A 22,101-nucleotide genomic window follows, 5' to 3' on the forward strand; every position below is an offset into this window, starting at 1 on the left:
GAACGTGGCTTACGTCTGACCCAGGTCCGACTGCGCCCCGTAGCTCCGGCCTTTCAGGCGCTCGGTCGCGCCTTCGATGTCGTCGACCAGCAGCAACAGGAAGTCACCCGGTTTGGCCTCGCCGATGGCACGATCAATCGCGGCCTGCTCGTCCATGATGATCTCGACCGTTCCGGCGGATCCGGCGTCGCTGGCCCCCTTCTCGATCAGCCCGGCAGTCTCGCCTTCGCTGCGTCCGCGCGCGTCCGTCTCATAGACATAGACCGCATCGCACATCTTGGCCAGTTGAGCACCCAGCGCCGCCAGATCCTCGTCCCGGCGGTTGCCGGGGGCCGTGGCCACGGCGATCTTGCGCTGTTGTCCCAGGCCATTGACCAGCGGCTCCAGTGCCTCCAGCGCCGGCACGTTGTGGCCATAGTCGATCAGGCACTTGACGCCATCGGCCTCGAAATAGTTGGTCCGCCCCGGCATCTGCGCCGGTGTCGGGTGGAAGCTCAGAAGCCCCGCGCGGATGTCGTCGATCTCCAGCCCGTGCGCCAGCGCAGCAGCCGTGGCCGCCATGGCGTTCTGCACGTTGAACGGCGCGTGCCCCTCGAACGAGATCGGCACGTCGTTGACCGCCGCCACCTCGACCTCGACCGTACCGCGCAACAGCACGATCCGGCCTTGCCGCACGGTGATGACCATTTTGTGGTCGGCAAGGTGCTGCTTGAGGTCCGGGTTGTCGGGATCCATCGTGAAATAGATGATCTCGCCCCGCGCCCAGTAGGTGCCCTGGTCCATCACCAACGGATCGTCGGCATTCAGCACGCAGAACCCGCCGATCTTCTTGACTGCATCGACGACCACGGTCTTGCACCGCGCCAGTTCCTCCAGCGTGTGGATATCGCGCTCGCCCAGATGGTCGGACGCGATGTTCAACAGGACACCGACGTCGCATTCGTCAAAGCCGAGGCCCCGGCGCATGATCCCGCCGCGCGCCACTTCCAGCACGGCGTGTTCCACCGTGGGCTCGCGCAGCACTGCATGGGCGGCGGCGGGCCCGGAATAGTCGCCCCGCAATATCACGTGGTTGTCGATCTCGATCGTGCCTGTACAGCCCATGCCCACCGAATTGCCCGCCTGCCGCAGGATATGCGTGATCAGGCGCGTCGTGGTGGTCTTGCCATTGGTGCCGGTGATGGCGGTGATCGGGATGCGCCCGTCGTCGGTGGGGTCGGGGAACAGCATGTTGACGACCGCCTCGCCCACCGCGCGCGGCTTGCCATGGGTCGGCGCCATATGCATCCGAAAGCCCGGCCCGGCATTGACCTCGACCACGCCCGCCGATTGCTGATCCAGCGGCTTGGACAGCGTTTCGGCCAGAAGGTCGATCCCGATGATATCGAGACCCACGAGCCGGCCGATCCGCTCCATCGCGAACTTGATCTCGGGATGCACCTCGTCGGTCAGGTCCGTCGCCGTCCCGCCGGTCGAGATGTTGGCGGTGGATTTCAGATAGACGATCTCGCCCTTCTCCGGCACCGATTCCAGCGTCAGCTCGGCCTGCTCCAGCAGGCGCAGGGTCTGTTCGTCCACATGGATCTGCGTCAGCAGGTTCTCGTGGCCCACACCGCGGCGCGGGTCCTTGTTTTCCTCGTCGATCAGCTGCTGGATCGTCGATTTGCCGTCGCCCTCGACATGCGCGGGGCGGCGGCGGGCGGCGGCGACAAGCTTGCCGTCGACCACAAGGATGCGGTGATCCTCGCCCTTGATATAGCTTTCCACGATGACAGCGCCGTAATCGTCGCGGCAGCGCGCCAACGCGGCCTCGTAACCCGATTTCAGCTCTTCCTCGTTGGTGATGTCGGTGGTCACGCCGCGCCCGTGATTGCCCGACAGCGGCTTGGTGACGACCGGCCAGCCGATCCACTCGGCGGCGTCTTTCACCTCGTCCCAGCTGTAGCCGATATAGCCCTTGGGCACGGCCACGCCGGCGTCGTCGAGCACCTGCTTGGTCCATTCCTTGTCGTCGGCAATCGAGTGGCCGATGATGCCCGACGCATCCGTCACCGTGGCCTGGAACTTGCGCTGCTTCACGCCATGGCCCAGCTGGGTATAGCTGGTGCCTTCCGTAAGGTTGTACCACGGGATGTTCCGCGCCTTTGCCGCGTTCACGATTGAGCCGGTCGACGGGCCCAGCGCGTTGGCGTCCCGCACCTCTTTCAGGCGGTCGATGACCGGCTCCAGCTCCACATCTTTGCCGTCATACAGCGCCTGGACGATCTCCACCGCCTCCTCGCCGCAGGCAATGCCTGTCGCCTCGTCGCGATAGCGGTAGACGACGTGGTAAACACCCTTGTCGTAGCTGTCGACGGTCTTGCCATAGCCCACCGAAAAGCCGATCAGGTTCTGCAATTCGATCGCCACATGCTCGACCATGTGACCGGCCCAGGTGCCTTCCTTGACCCGGGACAGGAAACCACCGGCCTCTCCGACAGAACAGCGATGCTCGTAAATCGTGGGGATCAGGGATTGAAGCTTGTCGGCAATGCCGTCGACCTTGTCACTCGGCCGGTCTTCAAGTTCCTCGATGTCCAGCCGCATGTAGATCGACTGGTAGCGGCTGTAATAGTTCGGTCCGCGCAGCGCACGGTGTTCAAGTATACGCATCCTTCAGCTCCAGGCTCTCGGCCCCAAGCTGTTTGGCACTCAGGACCTGCCGGTCCGCCAGGTTGTATCCATCACCCTCGACCAGCGCATGCATCACGACGTTGTGGACGCTCACCGCCTCACCGTCTGACAAGTCGAATACATTGCAACTGGTTATCCTTGAACTGTCAACGAGGATTACGTGACCGGGTCCAAAGGCCTTAATTATACCGCCCTCGAACAATACCGCGGCGTCTTCGCCAAGTCCAATCCCGAGGTATTCGGGGTTCGTCGCGCCCACTTCCATCAGGCGCGAGAAGCGTCCCCGCTCCAGGAAATGGGTGTCGATGATGACCCCTTCGATCAGGCCAAATCCGGCGCTCATCTTGACGGCGCCCTTGCGCAGACTGTCGATCGCGCTGCCGCCATAGACCATCGTGGTGGACTGGCAGGCCGCGCCCGCGCTGGTGCCCGCGATGACCGCGCCTTCGTGATAGATGGACCGAATCGCCTCCAGCGACTTGGAGGCGCCGAAGATGCTGGTCAGGCGCATCTGGTCGCCGCCCGAGATGAACAGAACGTCGCTCTTGCGGATCAACTCGACCATCTTGGGGTCGTCGGCATCGCGCCGTTCGCGGATGCGGACGTCCAGCACCTCGGACGCGCCCAGCGCGTCGAACGCCTCTTCGTAGGCCGGAAAGACCTCATCGGGGATGCTGCTGGCGGTGGTGATCACGCCAACCACCGGCGTCTCGCTGTTCGAGAGTTTCAGCACGCGCCCCAAAATCGCCGCCTTGGCGGATTTGTCTTCGGCGCCGCCAATCGCGACCAGTTTGCCTCGGGGCCTCGGTTTCACGGACATATCCATCGAACGACTCCATCCATCGCTGGACTATTATCTATATGTTGTGGATGTTACCATCCCGTTCACAAGAATGTCACGTAACCCACAGTCCGCAACTGCAAAAGCGATCGCAACGTCACGATTCCCGCGCTATGTGGGATTCTTGGCAACCAAACCGCGCCAAAACGGTGCAAAACATGGCAGGAACCAGACATGAGCGACGGATTCGCACTGGCAATTCACGGTGGTGCCGGGGTCGTGCCCCGGGCCGAGATGAGCGAAGAGCGTGAAGCGGCCTGTCACGCCGCCCTGGCGCGGGTGCTGACGGCCGGCCAGTCCGTGCTCGCAGCCGACGGCACCGCGCTCGACGCCGTCACCGCCGCCGTGCGCGCGCTTGAGGACGAGCCGCTGTTCAACGCCGGGCGCGGTGCGGTCTTCACCCGCGCCGGCACGCACGAGATGGACGCCGCCATCATGGACGGACGCGACCGTCGCGCCGGGGCCGTGGCGGGTATCTGCGGCCCGCGAAACCCGGTCGACGCCGCCCGCGCCGTCATGGAGCGTACGTCGCATGTCCTCATGGCCGGCGACGGGGCGCTGACCGTCGCCCGCGAGGCCGGCCTGCCCTTCGAGGAGTCACGTTATTTCTTCACCCCGGAACGCTGGGACACGCTTCAGGAAACCCTGCGGATGGAAGCGGACGGCACGCTCGACGACGACCCGTCGCGTCGCCACGGCACGGTGGGCGCCGTGGCCCGCGACCGTGCGGGCAACCTTGCCGCCGCCACCTCGACCGGCGGGATGACGGCGAAGAGCGCCGGTCGCATCGGTGACAGCCCCCTGATCGGTGCCGGCACCTTCGCCGCCAACGACAGCTGCGCCGTTTCGGCGACCGGGGACGGCGAAGCTTTCATCCGCCTTTCCGTCGCGCACGAGATCGACGCGCGTATCCGGCTGGCAGGCCAAAACGTGACCGACGCCGCAGAGCAAGTGGTGATGAAGGACCTCGTCGCCATCGGCGGCTCGGGCGGCCTGATCGCCATAGGCGCGGATGGCAGCATCACCCTGCCGTTCAACTGCGAAGGCATGTATCGCGGTCAAAGCATCGAGGGCCAGGCCTCACAGACCTTCATCTACTAGGGCTGTCGCGGTTCGCGCCCTGCGGCCGCCGCGCCCGGGTCAGGTGCCCTTGCGGCTCTCGATTTCCTCGCTCAGCCGGTCCAGTTCCCGCTCGTCTTCCGGCAGCCCCTCGCGCGACAGCAGCACGGCCACCTTCCTCAGGCCCGGCACATGGCTGCAAATGACCAGCATCATCACCATGATCGGCACCGACAGGAACATGCCGGGAATGCCCCAGACCGCACCCCAGAAGGCCAGACTGATGATGATCCCGAAGGACGACAACCGCAGCGCCCGCCCCATCAGCCACGGGTCGATGACATTGCCGTTCACGAACTGGATGATGCCGGTGATCACGAACAATCCCGCGGTCACGGACGCCTCTCCGGTTTCCACGTACCCCACCAGCGCCACCATTCCGGTTGCGATGATCGACCCGATATTGGGAATGTAGTTCAGGATGAAGGTCAGGATTCCCAGCGACAGGGCCAGCTCGATATCGAAGGCCAGCGCCACCAGGTACACCATCGCGCCCGTGATCACGCTGACCAGCGTCTTGATCAGAAGATAGTAATTCACCCGGTGGATGATCGACGTGAAGATCTTGTTGGCCCGTTCCGCCTGCGCCGGATCGCCGAAGAAGTTGGACATCTTGGTGCCGAACCAGATTCGCTCGGCAAACAGGAAGCCGAAGAACAGGATCACCAGCACCGTGCCCTGCATCAGGCTGCCCGCCTGCCCTGCCGCGGTCCGGACATAGCCCGACACCTCGACCGTGTTGAGCGAATTGAGAACCGCGCGCTCCACATCCTCGCCCATCCAGGCAAAGAGCGACGCAACAGCCGACGGCGCGCGTTCGGCATAGGACAACGTCGTGCCCAGAACGGTATTCAGCTGCGCCAGCAGGATCGACGACAAGATCAGCAACGCGGTCGAGATCATCATCAGCGCAGCCAGCGACGCCAGCCAGTTGGGAATGCGGAACCGACCGATGCTCTGCCGCGCGATCAGGCGGATCACGTCCGACGTCAGCGTGAACAGAATCACGGCCACGGCAAGCGAGATCAGGATGAACCTGGCTTGCACCAGCAGGAAAAGAACGACGGCGAAGGCGATGATCACCAGCGCAACCGTCCGGACCTGCGAATATTTCGGCGTGTCCACCAACTGGCGCGTCAACGGCTCGAATTCCTTAAGGTTATCCGCTTTCATATTCCCTCTTCCCCCGATGGGCAACGTCCCTGCGACACGCGACCGTGCCTGCAACCGCCGTGCTGCAAGCCGCCCGAACACCGTTTCACGCGCCCCTGCGCCGACCTCCTCGCCCGCGGCGGCCCCCTCCGGCAAGAAAGCCCCCTGGCCTGCCGCAACGTCAACGGCAGTTCGGAAAATTTCCGCCGATACCCAATGCCATGGCGCAAATGTGCTCTATAAATGAACTTCGCGGGTGGGAATATGCCCAAACCCGTTCTAGTCTCTTGCCTGATGGGGGAAGCGGCCTGGTGATCGACAGGTCCTGCGCGTACCTTTTCCCGTCTTCACTGACGTGGGGCCGAAACGGGCCCCGGAAATGGAGCTGCCCTGTTGTTGCCGTCTCGTAGCGTTACGCCCTGGTTCGTGCTGGTTTGTCTGACTCTCGGCGTGCGTGCCGCCTTTTCCACCGAGGCCGCCGTCCAGGTCCGCGGTGGGCCACAGGACATCGCGGAGTATCTCAGCAGGTCGTCCCTCACGGTCGAAACCGCGGATTCCGAGGACGCCACGGCGCAAGACATTCTCGCGGCCGCCCGTGCCGACTATGCCCGCATGGTCGGCGCGCTCTATGACGCGGGGTTTTACGGCGGTGTCGTCAGCATTCGCGTCGACGGCCGCGAGGCTTCCGACATCTCGCCCATCGCCGGCCCCAACCGCATCAACCGCGTCGACGTGATCGTTCAGCCCGGCCCGCCCTTCACGTTCTCGCGCGCCGCTATCGGCCCTGTGGCTCCCGAAACCGAACTTCCCGAAGGCTACGCGCGTGGACAGCCCGCCGCCGCCACGGTCATCTCGGACGCGGCCGAGGCCGGCGTCACCGGCTGGCGCGAGGCCGGCCACGCCAAGGTAGAACTCAGCGGCCAGTCGATCACCGCCGATCATCGCAATGCCACGCTCGCCAGTGACATCCGTCTTTCGCCGGGCCCACGCCTGCGCTTCGGCGATCTGGTGATCACCCGCCCCAGCGCCGTGCGGGCCAACCGCATCCGCGCCATCGCCGGCCTGCCCTCGGGCAAGGTTTTCTCGCCGGAAGAACTCGAGGACGCCAGCCAGCGCCTGCGCCGCACCGGCGCCTTCCGCTCGGTCGTGCTGAACGAAGCCGCCGTGCCCAACCCCGACGGCACGCTCGACATCCAGGCCGAAGTGCTGGACGCCAAGCCGCGCCGCATCGGCTTCGGCGCCGAAATCGCCTCGCTCGAAGGCTTGACGCTCAGCGGCTTCTGGCTCCACCGCAACCTTTTGGGAGGCGCCGAACGCTTTCGGATCGAGGGCGAGGTCGGCGGCATCGGCGGCGACTCGGGCGGTATCGACTACCGCCTGTCTGCCCGGTTCGAACGTCCCGCAACCTTCACGCCCGACACCACGGCCTTTCTCGAAGCACGCATCGAGGAACTGGACGAAGAGGAATACCGCCAGACCACCTTCGAAATCGGCGGCGGTGTCTCGCACATCTTCTCCGACGAGTTGGAAGGCGAGCTTGGCATCGCCTACCAGTATGCCGAAATCGACGACGACCTCGGCTCGCGCACCAACCAACTTCTGCTGCTCCCTGGCAAGCTGACCTTCGACAATCGCGACGACGCGCTCAACGCGACCGAAGGGTTCTATGTCGGGCTCGAAGCCACACCGTTCCTGGCGCTGGATGCAGGCGATCCCGCTTTCCGCCTCTACGCCGACGCGCGGACCTATGTGGGCTTCGGCGAAAACGATACGATCGTGCTGGCCGGGCGCACCCAGCTGGGTTCGGTGACCGGCGCATCGCTGCTCGACGTACCACCCGACATGCTGTTCTTCTCCGGCGGGTCCAACACCGTGCGCGGCCAGCCCTATCAATCCCTTGGCGTGGATCTCGGCGGCGGCAACACCAGTGGCGGGCGGTCGTTCCTCGCCGTGTCGGGCGAGTTGCGCGCACGCGTTGCCGACAGCTGGCAGGTGGTGGGCTTTGCCGACACAGGCTACGTGGGCCGCGACAGCTTCGGCTCCGGCACCGGCGACTGGCACTCCGGCGCGGGTTTCGGCGTGCGCTACGATACCGGCATCGGCCCGATCCGCTTTGACGTGGCCACGCCGCTCGACGGAGACGCGGGCCAGGATTACGAGTTCTATATTGGTATTGGTCAGGCATTCTGATGCGCGTTCTGCTTTCTCTTCTTTTCATGGTCCTCACGCTTGGCCTGGCCGCACCCGCTCTGGCACAGGATCAGGCCGAGGAGGACAAGTCCTTCATCGAGGATTGGCTGCAGGATAATCTCTCCGGCGCCGGCCGCGACGTGACCGTCACCGGCTTTCGCGGCGCGCTGTCGTCCAATGCCACGCTCGAGTCGCTGACCATCGCCGACGAGGACGGCGTCTGGCTGACCCTTCGCGATGCCTCGCTTGTGTGGTCCCGGTCCGCCCTGCTGCGCGGCCGGCTCGAGGTCGACGAACTGACCGCCGCCGAAGTCATCCTCGAACGTCTGCCCTCGGGTGGCGAATCCGTCAGCCCCGACGACGCCGAGGCGACCCAGTTCGCCCTGCCCGAATTGCCGGTCTCGGTGAATGTCGAACTGGTTCAGATCGAGACGGTCGAACTTGGCGAGTCCGTTCTCGGCGAACCGGCCCGGCTGTCGCTGGAAGGCAGCGCCAACCTTGCCGACGGCCAAGGCGCCGCAAACCTCGCCATCCAGCGACTGGATCGTGAAGACAGCCTTACCTTCGAAGGCTCGTTCGAGAACGAAAGCCGCGTCCTGGCCCTCGATCTAGATTTCCAGGAAGGACCCGAAGGCATCGTCTCCACCCTGCTCGGCATTCCCGATACGCCTGCCCTGCGCCTGCAGGTGGCCGGCGACGCTCCGCTGTCGGATTTCTCGGCCCGCATCCTGCTCAGCTCTGACGGACAAGAACGCTTCGGCGGCACGGTCAATGTCGGCGCCATCGACGGCGACGACACCCAGGGCTACACCTTCGCCGCCGACCTCGACGGCGACCTGCGCCCGCTCTTCGAAGAGCAGTTCCAGCCGTTCTTCGGCGAGGCCACCGCGCTTGCCGTCTCCGGCCAGTCGCAGTCCAGCGGACGTCTCGTGCTCGACGAGCTTTCCATCCGGTCCGAGGCGCTCGAGCTTCAGGGCAACCTGGCCCTCTCCGCCTCTGGCTGGCCCGAAACCCTGCAATTGCAAGGCCGCATCGGCAGCGACGACGGAGAGGTGGTCCGCCTGCCCGTATCCGGCGCGCCCACCACCCTTCAGAACGCCCGCCTCAACGCCAGCTTCGACGCCGCCGAGGACGATGCCTGGCAGGCCGAGGTCCAGATTGTCGATCTGCTGCAGGACGGGCTGAGCGTGGATCGCGCCACGCTCTCGGGGACCGGCCGGATCACCGACGCCCCGGACAGATCGTTTTCCGGTGACCTGAAATTCAACGCCGAAGGCGTGGATCATTCCGATCCCGCATTGGCCGAGGCCATCGGTACCGCGCCCTCGGGCACGATGACCCTTGCATGGCAACAGGACCAGCCGCTGGTCATCGACGCGCTCGACGTCGAAAGCGGCAACGTCACCCTCACCGCCGACGGTGAACTGGAAAGCCTCGAAGACGGCTTCCCCTTCACCGGCAGCGCCACGCTCAACGCCGCCGACCTCTCGCGCTTCGCCGCCATCTCGAACCAGGACATTTCCGGTGCCGCCAACGCAACGCTCGAAGGCACCGGCACCCTCCTGGGCGGCGCGTTCGACATCGAACTCGAGGCCGAAACCAACGACCTTGCCATCGGACAGCCCCGCCTTGATCCCCTGATGACCGGCCAGGGTACGCTGGCGCTCGGCGCGCGGCGCGACACCACCGGCACCGTGCTGGAACGCCTGACCATCCAGACCCAGGCCCTCGCCGCCAACGCCTCGGGCCGGCTCGACTCGAACGAAGGCCAGCTGGATATCGAGGCCCGGTTGCAAAACGTCGCCCAGGTCGAGCCCACGCTCTCCGGCCCGGCCACCCTGACCACCTCGATCAACTGGAACTCTGGCGACGCGCTCAACATCTCGGCGCTCGAGGCCACCCTGGCGGACGCCACGCTGACGGGCAGCGGCGCGGTCTTCCCCGAAAACCCCAACCTGCCTGCCGAGGGCAAGATCACGCTGGCGGCGACGGACCTGTCGCGCTTTGCCCAACTCGCCGGCCGCGATCTGGACGGCGCCGCGACCGTTGTGCTCGAAGGCTCCGGCCGCATCCGCGGCGGCGCGTTCGACATCGTGCTTGACGCCGAAACCAACGACGTCGAAATCGGCGAGCCGCGTGTCGACGCTCTGATGGCCGGCGCGGGCACGCTCTCCGTCGCCGCGCAGCGCGACACCGACGGCACCGTGCTGGACCGCTTCTCGGTGCGCACTCCTGCACTCGAGGCCGACGCCTCGGGACGGCTTGATTCCGACGATGGCGAACTGACCGTAAAGGCCGCCATCGCCGACCTTGCCCGGATCGAGCCGCGCATGTCCGGCCCCGCCACCCTCGACGCCGCCGCGACCTGGGAAAAAGGCGGCGCCGTCACCATCTCGCGCCTCGACGCCTCGGGCGCCGGCACGACGCTCTCGGCCACCGGCGCGGTCTTCCCCGAGGACACGCTGCTGCCGGTCGAAGGCCAGATGACCCTCAACGCCAGCGACCTGTCGCGCCTCGCGCCGCTCCTGAACCGTCCGCTGACCGGCAGCCTCGACATGACCCTCGAAGGATCGGGACAGGTTCGCGGCCGCACCTTCGACATCACCACCGATATCGACGGCTCGAACCTGCGCACCGGCATCGCCCAGCTCGACCAGCTGATCGCCGGCAGCATCGACGCCCGCGCCTCCGTCGCCCTGGGCGAATCCGCGCCCGGCATCCGCTACATCGACATCCAGACACCCCGCGTGACCGTCGACGCCGAAGGCAGCGGCCCCGGCGCGCCGGTCAACCTGTCGGCACGCCTTGCAGACCTTGGCATTTTTGTCCCCGAATTCCCCGGCGCGGTCTCGGCCAACGGCACTGTCACCATCGTGGACCGGACCGGCGAACAGATCCGCCTGTCGCTCGACGCGTCCGGCCCGGGCGGCACCAATGCCCGCGTCAACGGGTCGATCAACGGGTACGGCAACAGCCTCGACATCGACGTCAACGGCTCCGCGCCCCTGGCGCTGGCCAACCCGTTTCTTGCGCCACGTTCCATCACCGGCCTCGCCAACTTCGACCTCAGCGTCAACGGCCCGCCCGCCCTGAATTCCCTGTCGGGTGTGATCAACGTCTCGAACGGCCGGCTCGCCCTGCCCAGCCTCTCGACGGCCATCACCGGCATCGGCGGCGCCGTGCGCCTCGCCTCGGGCCGGGCCGAGACCGACATCACAGCCTCCATGGGCACCGGCGGCAATTTCCGCGTGCGCGGCCCGATCACCCTGTCCGCCCCCTTCAACGCCAATCTCGAAGCCGCGCTCAACGATCTTGTCGTCACCGACCCCGACCTCTACAGCACTACCCTGTCGGGCCAGGTCGGCATCAATGGCCCGCTCACCGGCGGCGCGACCATCGCCGGCATAGTCAACCTGGGCCGCACCGAACTGCGGGTCCCCTCGGGCAGCGGGACGCGCTCTCCGGGCGACATCCCCGAGATCACGCATATCGGCGAGCCCGCCGCCGTGCGCCAGACCCGGACCCGCGCCGGCATCATCGGCCAGGAACGTGGCGGCACGCCCGTGGCCTTTCCGCTCGACCTCGTGATCAACGCCCCCAACCGGATCTTCGTGCGCGGCCGCGGCCTCGACGCCGAACTGGGCGGACGCGTCCGCCTTCAGGGGACCACGGCCGATGTGGTGCCCAGCGGCCTCTTCGAGCTCATTCGCGGACGGCTCGACATTCTCGGCCGCCGCCTCGAGCTGACGGAAGGGGTCATCGACCTGCGCGGCGCGCTCGATCCCTACCTGCGCTTCGTGGCCGAAACGGAAAACGACGGCATCCTGGTGCGCACCATCATCGAGGGGCTGGCCAGCTCGCCCTCCGTCACCTTCGAATCCGTCCCCGACCTGCCCCAGGACGAGGCCGTCGCGCGGCTGCTCTTTGGGCGCGGACTCGAAGACATCTCGGCCTTCCAGGCAGCCCAGCTTGTCGCCGCTGCCGCCACCCTGTCAGGCCAGCGTTCCGGCGGACTGGACATTCGCGGCGCCCTTGGCCTCAGCGACCTCGACGTGTCGACCTCCGAGGACGGTGCAACCCAGGTCACCGCCGGCGCCTACCTGTCGGAAAACCTCTATTCCGAGGTCACTGCCGACAGCGAAGGCAACCAGGAGATCAACCTGAACCTCGACATCGGCCGGAACGTCACCGTCAAGGGCTCGACCAGCACCACCGGCAATACCGGCGTCGGCATCTTCTTCGAAAAAGACTACTAAAGCGTTTCGCGATAAACCTGAATCACAGCTTTTCGCGAAACGCAGCACAACAGCCGATCGTCGCACTCGTTTCGCCTTTCGCCGATAGCTCAGGTTAGAGGCAAAACGCTTTGAGCCGCCTCGGGCGGTTCGGACGCCCCCGGCGCCAGCAAGTCGGCAATGGCCCGGAACCGGTCGGCCAGCGGGCTGGTCCTGCGCCACACCATGCCGACCTGCCGCTTGGGCTGCGGGTCGCTGAACCGCGCCACCGACACCGGCGCCGACCGGGTTTCCACCGGCACCGCCATCTCGGGGATCAGGGTAATGCCCATGCCCGCGCCCACCATCTGAACCAGCGTCGACAGCGATGTGCCTTCCAGACCGTCGCGCGGCCCGCCGCCCGGAATGTTGCAAAACGCCAGCGCCTGGTCGCGAAAGCAATGTCCTTCCTCCAGCAGCAACAGCCGCCGCTCGTGCAGGGCCGTCACCTCCGGCACCGGCGCCTCCGCCTCGGCCTCGGGCCGCACCAGCATCATCGGCTCCTCGAAGATCGCGCATTCCTCCAGCGACCGCTCCGACACCGGCAGCGCCACGATCGCCAGGTCCAGCCCGCCCTCGCCCAGTTCCGCGATCAGGCGCGGCGTGATGCTCTCGCGCACCTGCACGTCCAGGTCGGGAAATTCCGCGCCCAGCCGCGTCAGGAAGCGTGGCAAAAGGTAAGGCGCAATCGTCGGGATGACTCCCAGCCGCAGCCGCCCGCTCAGCCCTTCCTGCGCCTTGCGCGCAAGGTCCGACAGCTCATCGACCGACCGAAGGATCTCGCGCACGCGCGCGGCGAACTCCGCGCCGAACCCGGTCAGCCGCACCTCGCGCGTGGTACGCTCGAAGAGTGCCGCCCCCGCCGCCGCTTCCAGCGCCTTGATCTGCACCGACAGCGCCGGCTGGGTCACCGCGCAGATCTCGGCGGCCTGCCCGAAATGGCCCGTCCGGGCCAGCACCTCGAAATAGCGCAACTGTTTCAGCGAAAGGTTTTTCATAAGAAATATTTATCAATCCAATCAATAAATGCAACTTATTCTCATTGCATTGCCTTGCTATGGTCCGCCCGGAGAAGCGATTCCCGCGTTGCATCGCGCGCGGCAATGCTTACGTCTTCTCACGAAGCAATCGGCCCGGATCACGCGCATCCGGCAACGTCAGACAGCAAACCCTGGGAGAGACTCTATGGACGGCAACGATCTCGAAAATTCCGGCAAATGCCCGGTCATGCATGGTGCGACGCGGTTCAGCGTCCAGTCCAACCGCGATTGGTGGCCGAACCAGCTGAACCTCAAGATCCTGCATCAGAACACCCCTGAATCCGACCCCATGGGCCCGGACTTCAGCTATGCCGAAGCCTTCAAGGGCCTCGACATGGAGGCGCTGAAAAAAGACCTGAAGGCGCTGATGACCGACAGCCAGGACTGGTGGCCCGCCGACTATGGCCACTATGGCGGCTTCTTCATCCGCATGGCGTGGCACTCGGCCGGCACCTACCGCACCTCTGACGGTCGCGGCGGCTCGCGCTCGGGCACCCAGCGGTTTGCCCCGCTCAACAGCTGGCCAGATAATGGCAACCTCGACAAGGCCCGCCGCCTGCTGTGGCCGATCAAGCAGAAATACGGCAACGCGATTTCCTGGGCCGACCTGATGATCCTCGCCGGCAACATGGCGATCGAAGACATGGGCGGCCCGATCTTTGGCTTCGGCGGCGGGCGCAAGGACGTGTTCGAACCCGAGGAAGACGTCTATTGGGGTTCGGAAAAAGAGTGGCTTGCCACGTCCGACAAACCCAACAGCCGCTATTCCGGCGACCGCAAGCTGGAGGACCCGCTTGCCGCCGTGCAGATGGGCCTGATCTACGTCAACCCCGAAGGCCCCGACGGCCAGCCCGATCCGCTGGCCTCGGCCCGCGACATCCGCGAAACCTTCGCGCGTATGGCGATGAACGACTATGAAACCGTCGCGCTCACCGCCGGCGGCCACACCTTCGGCAAGGCGCACGGCGCTGGCGACCCCTCGCATGTGGGCAACGAACCCGAGGCCGGCGCGATGGAGGCCCAGGGCTTCGGCTGGCTCTCGACCTACGGCTCGGGCAAGGGCCGTGACGCCATCACCTCGGGCATCGAAGGCGCCTGGACGCCCAACCCCACCAAGTGGGACATGGGCTATTTCGACGTGCTGTTCGGCTACGAGTGGGAACTGGTCAAAAGCCCCGCCGGCGCGTGGCAATGGCAGCCCAAGGACCAGAAGCCCGAGGATATGGCCCCCGATCCCGAGGACCCCTCGACCCGCAACCAGCACATCATGATGACCACCGCCGACATGGCGATGCGCATGGACCCCGAGTACGAGAAGATCTCGCGCCATTTCCATGCCAATCCCGACGAGTTCGCGGACGCCTTCGCCCGCGCGTGGTTTAAGCTGACCCACCGCGACATGGGCCCGCGCAACATGTATCTGGGCAACGAGGTACCTGACGAAGTGCTGATCTGGCAGGATCCGGTGCCCGAGGTCGATCACCCGCTGGTCGACGAGGCGGACGTCAAGACGCTCAAGGCCAAGATCCGCGATTCCGGTCTGTCGGTCTCCGAACTGGCCTACACCGCGTGGTCCTCGGCCTCGACCTTCCGCGGCTCGGACATGCGCGGCGGTGCCAATGGCGCGCGCATCCGTCTTGCCCCGCAGAAGGACTGGGAGGTCAACCAGCCCGAGCAGTTGGCGAAGGTTCTGAAAGTACTCGAAGGCATCAAGGCCGACTTCGACGCGTCGGCCTCCGGCGGCAAGAAGATCTCGCTCGCGGACCTGATCGTTCTCGGCGGCAACGCGGCGGTCGAAGCGTCGGCCAAGGCGGGCGGTCATGAGGTCACCGTGCCCTTCACCCCGGGCCGCACCGACGCCACCGACGAGATGACCGACGCCGAGTCCTTCGAGATCATGGAGCCGCAGGCTGACGGGTTCCGCAACTACCTCTCCGGCGACTTCACGGTTTCCGCCGAGGAACTGATGATCGACCGCGCGCATCTGCTGGGCCTTTCGGCACCGCAGATGACCGTTCTGATCGGCGGGTTGCGTATGCTGGGCACCAACTACGGCGGCACGGCGCATGGCGTCTTTACCGACCGTCCGGGCACGCTCAGCAACGACTTCTTCGTCAACCTGATGGACATGGGAACGGTCTGGGAAGCCACGGATGACAAGGGCATGACCTTTGTCGGCAAGGACCGCAAGACCGGCGACAAGAAGTGGGACGCGACCCGCTGCGACCTCGTCTTCGGCTCCAACTCGCAGTTGCGCGCCCAGGCCGAGGTTTATGCCCAGGCCGACAATGGCGGCAAGTTCGTCAAGGACTTCGTCAAGGCATGGGCCAAGGTGATGGATGCCGACCGGGTGCAACCGGGCTAAGCCATTGCCGAAACGTGCAAAAACAGACGGCGCTCCGGGTTCCCCCGGGGCGCCGTCGGCATTTCGGGCCACGCCCTGCGCAAACTGTCGCACCCCGGCCCCGGCGGTCATCCAACCGCGCCGCCCGCACGTATCACGTGCAGAGAGGATGATATGAAACAGCTACCCAAAGACACCACGCTCCTGATCGTCGAGAATGACGACGTCTTCCGCGAGCAATTGTCCAAGGTCATGGCCAGCCGCGGCTTCGATCCGATCCCGGTGGGCACCGTGGCCGAGGCCGCCGCCGCGATCGAGACCCGCCAGCCGGCCTTTGCCATCATCGACCTGCATCTCGGCCAAGGCTCCGGGCTGGAGGTCATCGAGATGCTCAAGAAACAGCGCAAATCCGCCCGCGCCCTTGTCCTGACGGGCTATGGCGACACGCCCACGGCCGTCGCCGCCGTGAAACTGGGTGCTGTCGACTATCTCGCCAAGCCCGCCGACGGCGACGAGATCGTCGATGCGCTGCTTGCCGCCGAAGGGGTCCAGCCGCCCGCGCCGGAAAACCCGATTTCGCCCGAAGAGGCCAAGCGCGTGCACATTGAACGCTTCCTTGAACGCACCGACGGCAACATCACCAAGACCGCCGAGTTGCTGAACATGCACCGCCGCACCCTCCAGCGGATTCTCAAACGCGCGCCCGATCTGGGCAAGGACGCGGGCTGACCGTGAGGGGCGAAAACGATCCCCGACTGACGGTCTATTACGACGGCTCCTGCCCGCTCTGCCGTGCCGAGATCGGTTTTTACTGCAAACGCGACCGGGCAGGCCGCATCGCCTTCACCGATATCTCGCGCAGCGCCGACGATCCGGCACCCGACCTTGACCGCGAGGCCGCAATGGGCCGCTTCCACACCCGCCGCCCCGATGGCACTCTGGTGTCCGGCGCCGCCGGCTTTTTCGAGGTTTGGAAGCGCCTGCCCGGCTGGCGCCACCTTGCCAGGCTGTCACGCATCCCCGGCGTCGTGCCGGTGGCCGAACTGGCCTACCGCGCCTTTTTGCGGCTGCGCCCGGCGCTTGTCCGTCTCCTCGGCCCTCGGCTGGAAGACCGCACCGAGGGCACACGATGAACGACCAGAACCCGCCTGACCGCAAGCGCGCCGCGCGGGTTCCCACCGGGCGGTTTTCGCGCATGGCCCGCACCGGCGGCATGGCGACCGCGCTGGCGGGCAATATCGCCACCCGCGGCGGATGGGACTTGCTGCGCGGCCGCAAACCCCGCCTGCAGGACCTGCTGATGACACCGTCCAACGTCACCCGCGTGGCCGACCATCTGGCCAACATGCGCGGCGCCGCCATGAAGGCGGGTCAGCTTCTGTCGATGGAAACCGCCGACATGCTGCCGCCCGAACTGACCCAGATCCTTGCCCGCCTGCGCGCCGATGCCCAGTTCATGCCGCCTTCGCAGCTGAAGAAAGTTCTGGCCGCCAACTGGGGCCGCGATTTCCTGCGCCATTTCAAACGCTTCGACGTACATCCCATTGCCGCGGCCTCCATCGGGCAGGTCCACCGCGCACAGACCCGCGATGGCTGCGACCTTGCGATCAAGGTGCAATATCCCGGCATCCGCGACAGCATCGACAGCGACATGCGCAACCTCGGCCTGATCCTGCGCCACTCCGGCATGATGCCCGCCAGCTTCGACACGGACCGGATGCTAACCGACGCGGCGGCGCAACTGCACGAGGAAACGGATTACACCCGCGAGGCCGCCGCCCTCACCCGTTTCCGCGCCCACCTTGCCGACGACAGCGATTTCATACTGCCCGAGGTCCAGCACGACCTCAGCACACGCGACATCCTAGCCATGACCTATGTCGAAGGCCAGAGCATCGACGCCGCCGCCGACATGGACCAGCCCACCCGCGACCGCATCGCCACGGCGCTCATCACGCTCACCTTGCGCGAGCTGTTCGAGTTGCACGACATGCAGACCGACCCCAATTTCGCCAACTACCGCTACCAGCCCGACACGGGCCGTATCGTCCTTCTGGATTTCGGCGCGACGCTTCAATTCGAGCCCGAGCGCGTGGGCAGCTATCGCGCCCTCTTCAACGCCGCGCTCAGCGGCGACATGGACGCCGCCTGGGACGCAATGATCGCCATCGGCCTCGTCGGCACCGACACCACCGCCACGGACCGCGCCCATATCCTGCGGCTTTTCGAACTCGCCGCCGAACCCTTGCGCCAGGGCGGCACGCTCGATTTCGCCACCTGCGGCCTCTTGGCCCGCCTGCGCCGCGAGGGGCTGCTTCTGGCCGACGAGCAGGTCGATATCCATGCGCCGCCCACCGACACGCTCTTGCTGCAACGCAAGGTTCTGGGCTGCTATCTGCTGGCCGAACGGCTCCGCGCCAGGGTCGATCTCGACCCGATCCTTGCGCGTTTCGCCTGATTTCAGCCCCGCGCCCGCTTGCAGCGTTCCGAGCAATAGCGCACCTCGTCCCAGACCTTCTCCCACTTCTTGCGCCAAGCGAAAGGCCGCCCGCAGGCCGCGCAAACCTTGGTCGGCAAGTCCGATTTCCGCCGCATCTTCATGGTCTTCGCCGTTCCTCTTCCACAGGGCTCCGCAGGCCAACGATAGCCCGTATCGCCCGCGCGTCACCCCGCCTCCACGCCCGTCCTGCCGGTTTCGCCTTCCGTTTTTCAAGTGACGTGAAGGCATCTTCCCATTCGTTTGCTTGCAGAGCCGGAACACTAAGTTATGTTTTCGGGATCAGCCCGAGGATCAACCCGGGCGATATCCAGGGAGATATTCATGAAAACCAAGACAGTCCTTGCCGCCGCACTTCTCGCTTCCACGGCGATGACCGGCGCCTCGGCCGAAACGCTGCGATGGGCCCGCGCGGGCGACTCGCTGACGCTCGACCCCCACGCCCAGAACGAAGGGCCGACGCACACTCTTTCGCACCAGATCTACGAGCCGCTGATCATCCGCGACCACTCGGGCGAGTTTCAGGCCGCGCTGGCGACCGACTGGGCGCCCAAGGAAGGCGACCCGAACGTCTGGGTCTTCAACCTGCGTCAGGGCGTCACCTATCACGACGGCGCCGATTTCACCGCCGAGGATGTGGTCTTTTCGATCAACCGCGCCAAGTCCGAAACATCGGCGATGAAGGAACTCCTGACCTCGATCACCGAGGTGCGCGCCGTTGACGACCACACCGTCGAGTTCGTCACCGACGGCCCCAACCCGATCCTTCCGGCCAACCTCACCAACCTTTTCATGATGGACAAGGGCTGGGCTGAGGAGAACGACGCCGTCGCCGTGCAGGACGTTGCGGGCGGCGAAACCACCTTCGCCTCGTCCAACACCAACGGCACCGGCGCCTTTACCCTGGTCAGCCGCGAACCCGACGTGAAGACCGTGCTGGAAGCCAACGAGAATTACTGGGGCAAGGACGAGTTCCCCCTGGACGTGACCGAAATCGTCTACACGCCGATCCAGAACGCCGCCACCCGCGTGGCAGCGCTGCTCTCGGGCGAGGTCGACTTTATCCAGGACGTTCCCGTTCAGGACCTGGGCCGCGTCGGCGACACTGACGGCCTCGTGGTCAAGACCGCGCCGCAGAACCGGGTGATCTTCTTCGGCATGAACATGGGCTCCGACGATATCGAGAATGACGACGTCGATGGTGCCAACCCGCTGGCCGACGCCAAGGTGCGCAAGGCCATGTCCATGGCCATCAACCGCGACGCCATCAAGCAGGTCGTCATGCGCGAGCAATCCCAGCCCGCGGGTATGATCGCCCCGCCCTTCGTAAACGGCTGGAACGAGGAAATGGACAGCAGCGCCACCACCGACATCGAGGCCGCCAAGGCCCTGATGGAGGAGGCCGGCTATGGCGACGGCTTCAGCATCCAGCTTGACTGCCCGAACGACCGCTACGTCAATGACGAGGCGATCTGCCAGGCCGCTGTCGGGATGCTGGCGCAGATCGGCGTCACCGTGAACCTCGATGCCAAGCCCAAGGCGCAGCACTTCCCGCTGATCGAGAACGGCGAGACGGATTTCTACATGCTGGGCTGGGGCGTTCCGACCTACGATTCGGAATACATCTTCAACTTCCTCGTCCACACCCGCGGCGAGGAACGCGGCAGCTGGAACGGCACGGGCTATTCCAATTCCGATCTTGACGCCAAGATCGTCAGCCTCGCCTCGGAAACCGATCTCGAGGCGCGCAACGCCACGATCAACGAGATCTGGCAGGTGGTTCAGGACGAACAGCTCTACATCCCGATCCACCACCAGGTGCTGAACTGGGGCATGACCGACGCGGTCGGCACCGAGGTCAGCCCCGAGGACGATCCCAAGTTCAAATTCTTCGAGATGAACTAAGCCAATCGCGGGCGGCCTTCCGGGGCCGCCCGCCTGCCGTCACAGCCAGCAAAATAACCGCGCGTGACGACCGCTTCGGGGACGAAACATGCTAGCTTACATCATCCGGCGCGTGGCCCAGTCCGCGCTCGTGCTTCTCGTGGTGGGCCTCGTGGCCTTCGCCATGTTCCGCTTCGTCGGCGATCCGGTCGACAACATGCTGGGACAGGAACGCACCGTCGCCGATATCGAGCGCCTGCGTTCGGAACTCGGCCTCGATCAGAATTTCGTTGTCCAGTACTACAAGTTCCTGACCAACGCCGTTCAGGGCAATTTCGGACTCAGCTATCGCCAGGGGCGGCCCGTGGCCGACATCCTGATCGAACGCCTGCCCGCCACGCTGGAACTGGCCTTCGTGTCGGGGCTGCTGGCACTGATCGGCGGCATCGGGCTTGGCATCTATACCGCGATCCGAAGGCGCGGGATTTCGGCCAATGTCATCATGACGCTGTCGCTGATCGGGGTCTCGCTGCCCACCTTCCTGATCGGCATCCTGCTGATCTATGTTTTTTCGGTCGAGCTTGGCTGGCTGCCCAGCTTCGGACGCGGCGAGGTCACCTGGGTCAACGGCTGGTCCACCGGGTTTCTGACGAAATCCGGCCTGCAGGCGCTGATCCTGCCCGCGATCACGCTGGGCCTTTACCAGATGACGCTGATCATGCGGCTGGTGCGGACCGAGATGCTCGAGGTGCTGCGCATGGACTATATCCGCTTCGCCCGCGCCCGCGGCATTCGTGAACGCGCCATCAACTTTCGCCACGCGCTGAAGAACACGCTGGTGCCCGTCATCACAATCACCGGGCTTCAGCTGGGCTCCATCATCGCCTTCGCCATCATCACCGAAACGGTGTTCCAGTGGCCCGGCGTCGGGCTCTTGTTCATCAACGCGATCCAGTTCGTCGATATCCCCGTGATGGCCGCCTACCTGATGATGATCTCCGTCATGTTCGTGGGCATCAACCTCATCGTCGACATGCTCTATTTCGCCATCGACCCGCGCCTGCGCGTCGACCGGTCCGCGGCAGGAGGCCACTGATGACCGATACCCCCGTCACACCCCCGGCGCCGAAAGTGCGCGACAGCCGCTTCCGCCGCATCTGGGACAGCGATTTCATGTGGTCCTTCCGGCACGCGCCGGTGGCCATCGCCTCTTTCGCGGTGGTGCTGATCCTGATCCTGTCGGCTGTCTTCGCGCCGCTCATCGCGCCTTTCGATCCGTTCAACCCGGCCTCGCTCAACCTGATGAACGGCTTCACGCCGCCGGGCGAGGCCAACGCCTTTACCGGCGACACCTTCATCCTCGGGACCGACGACCAGGGCCGCGACGTGTTTTCAACCATCCTTTACGGAATGCGCATCTCACTCTTCGTGGGCTTCGCGGCCGTGTTCCTCGCCATGCTGATCGGCGTCACGCTGGGCCTTCTGGCGGGCTATGTCGGCGGCTGGACCGAGACGATCATCATGCGCATCGCCGACGTGCAGCTGACCTTTCCGGCGATCCTTGTCGCGATGCTGATCTTCGGCATCGCCAAGGGCATCACGCCCCCCGCCTATCGCGACCAGATGGCGCTCTGGGTGCTGATCTTGGCCATCGGCCTGTCCGACTGGGTGCAGTTCGCCCGCGTCGTGCGCGGCACGACGCTGGTGGAGAAAAACAAGGAATATGTCCAGGCCGCCCGCCTGATCGGCCGCTCGCCCTTCATCATCATGCTCAGGCATATCCTGCCCAACGTGCTGAACCCGGTGCTGGTCATCGCCACGATTTCGCTGGCGCTCGCCATCATCGCCGAGGCCACGCTCAGCTTTCTGGGCGTCGGCGCGCCCCCCACCAAACCCTCGCTCGGCACGCTCATCCGCATCGGGCAGGAGTTCATGTTCTCAGGCGAATGGTGGATCCTGCTCTTCCCCGCGGGCACCCTGCTGGCGCTGGCGCTGTCGATCAACCTTCTGGGCGACTGGCTGCGCGACGCATTGAACCCGAGGCTGAGATGACCGGGCTTACACTCATCCCCGGCACCAATGCGGCG

General features: G+C 65.4%; 15 protein-coding genes. 10 read left to right on the top strand and 5 right to left on the bottom strand.

Translation table 11 applies throughout. The features are described 5' to 3' along the window. Positions 1–9: 9 nt before the first annotated feature. Together cphA and FIU89_RS14785 are read right to left on the bottom strand one after the other, a co-directional pair. Positions 10–2,652 (bottom strand): cyanophycin synthetase, encoded by a 2,643-nt coding sequence (gene cphA / locus FIU89_RS14780; protein ID WP_152493308.1) that lies wholly within the window; start codon positions 2,650–2,652, stop codon positions 10–12. Then, positions 2,639–3,499 (bottom strand): cyanophycinase, encoded by an 861-nt coding sequence (locus FIU89_RS14785; protein WP_152493309.1) that lies wholly within the window; start codon positions 3,497–3,499, stop codon positions 2,639–2,641. Before FIU89_RS14785 ends, cphA begins: the two co-directional genes overlap by 14 nt. A gap of 189 nt (positions 3,500–3,688) precedes the next feature. Here FIU89_RS14785 and FIU89_RS14790 point away from each other — a divergent pair, with 189 nt between their 5' ends. Next, entirely contained in the window at positions 3,689–4,615 is a 927-nt protein-coding gene (locus tag FIU89_RS14790; protein ID WP_152493310.1) for an isoaspartyl peptidase/L-asparaginase family protein, read from the top strand. Between the two features lie 39 nt (positions 4,616–4,654). Here the strand turns inward: FIU89_RS14790 and FIU89_RS14795 are convergent, their stop codons facing one another. Then, entirely contained in the window at positions 4,655–5,806 is a 1,152-nt protein-coding gene (locus FIU89_RS14795) for an AI-2E family transporter (protein ID WP_152493311.1), read from the bottom strand. Positions 5,807–6,178: 372 nt separating this feature from the next. On the opposite strand from FIU89_RS14795, the gene FIU89_RS14800 reads away from it, so the two are divergent. Both FIU89_RS14800 and FIU89_RS14805 read left to right on the top strand, forming a co-directional pair. Further along, positions 6,179–7,975 (top strand): autotransporter assembly complex family protein, encoded by a 1,797-nt coding sequence (locus tag FIU89_RS14800; RefSeq protein WP_254701691.1) that lies wholly within the window; start codon positions 6,179–6,181, stop codon positions 7,973–7,975. Continuing rightward, a complete protein-coding gene (locus FIU89_RS14805; RefSeq protein WP_152493312.1) occupies positions 7,975–12,231 on the top strand; it encodes a translocation/assembly module TamB domain-containing protein in 4,257 nt (1,418 codons plus the stop codon). Before FIU89_RS14800 ends, FIU89_RS14805 begins: the two co-directional genes overlap by 1 nt. Positions 12,232–12,320: 89 nt before the next feature. Here the strand turns inward: FIU89_RS14805 and FIU89_RS14810 are convergent, their stop codons facing one another. Then, on the bottom strand, positions 12,321–13,247 hold the full coding sequence (locus tag FIU89_RS14810; protein WP_152493313.1) for a hydrogen peroxide-inducible genes activator: 927 nt from the start codon (positions 13,245–13,247) through the stop codon (positions 12,321–12,323). Between the two features lie 187 nt (positions 13,248–13,434). Here FIU89_RS14810 and katG point away from each other — a divergent pair, with 187 nt between their 5' ends. The 4 genes from katG to FIU89_RS14830 all read left to right on the top strand — a co-directional run bounded on the left by katG (position 13,435) and on the right by FIU89_RS14830 (position 18,091). Further along, positions 13,435–15,654, top strand: coding sequence for a catalase/peroxidase HPI (gene katG / locus FIU89_RS14815; RefSeq protein WP_152493314.1), 2,220 nt, complete (start codon positions 13,435–13,437; stop codon positions 15,652–15,654). 153 nt (positions 15,655–15,807) lie between these two features. Then, positions 15,808–16,362: a response regulator transcription factor gene (locus FIU89_RS14820; RefSeq protein ID WP_152493315.1), complete on the top strand. Its 555-nt coding sequence runs from the start codon at positions 15,808–15,810 to the stop codon at positions 16,360–16,362. 2 nt (positions 16,363–16,364) lie between these two features. Beyond that, positions 16,365–16,766 carry a thiol-disulfide oxidoreductase DCC family protein gene (locus FIU89_RS14825; protein ID WP_152493316.1) on the top strand — a complete coding sequence of 134 codons (402 nt, stop codon included), beginning with the start codon at positions 16,365–16,367 and terminating at the stop codon, positions 16,764–16,766. After that, positions 16,763–18,091: an AarF/ABC1/UbiB kinase family protein gene (locus FIU89_RS14830; RefSeq protein ID WP_152493317.1), complete on the top strand. Its 1,329-nt coding sequence runs from the start codon at positions 16,763–16,765 to the stop codon at positions 18,089–18,091. The genes FIU89_RS14825 and FIU89_RS14830 overlap by 4 nt, the downstream gene beginning before the upstream one ends. A gap of 2 nt (positions 18,092–18,093) precedes the next feature. Here the strand turns inward: FIU89_RS14830 and FIU89_RS14835 are convergent, their stop codons facing one another. Next, positions 18,094–18,234 (bottom strand): DUF2256 domain-containing protein, encoded by a 141-nt coding sequence (locus FIU89_RS14835; protein ID WP_152493318.1) that lies wholly within the window; start codon positions 18,232–18,234, stop codon positions 18,094–18,096. Between the two features lie 220 nt (positions 18,235–18,454). Here FIU89_RS14835 and FIU89_RS14840 point away from each other — a divergent pair, with 220 nt between their 5' ends. From FIU89_RS14840 to FIU89_RS14850, 3 genes are all read left to right on the top strand, one after another. Continuing rightward, entirely contained in the window at positions 18,455–20,035 is a 1,581-nt protein-coding gene (locus tag FIU89_RS14840) for an ABC transporter substrate-binding protein (protein WP_152493319.1), read from the top strand. 88 nt (positions 20,036–20,123) lie between these two features. Further along, complete coding sequence (locus tag FIU89_RS14845; protein ID WP_057796339.1) at positions 20,124–21,110, top strand: ABC transporter permease; 987 nt, start codon at positions 20,124–20,126, stop codon at positions 21,108–21,110. Next, positions 21,110–22,066 carry an ABC transporter permease gene (locus FIU89_RS14850; RefSeq protein ID WP_152493320.1) on the top strand — a complete coding sequence of 319 codons (957 nt, stop codon included), beginning with the start codon at positions 21,110–21,112 and terminating at the stop codon, positions 22,064–22,066. Before FIU89_RS14845 ends, FIU89_RS14850 begins: the two co-directional genes overlap by 1 nt. The last annotated feature ends 35 nt before the right edge of the window (positions 22,067–22,101 follow it).

Source organism: Roseovarius sp. THAF27 (assembly GCF_009363655.1).
GTDB lineage: Bacteria > Pseudomonadota > Alphaproteobacteria > Rhodobacterales > Rhodobacteraceae > Roseovarius.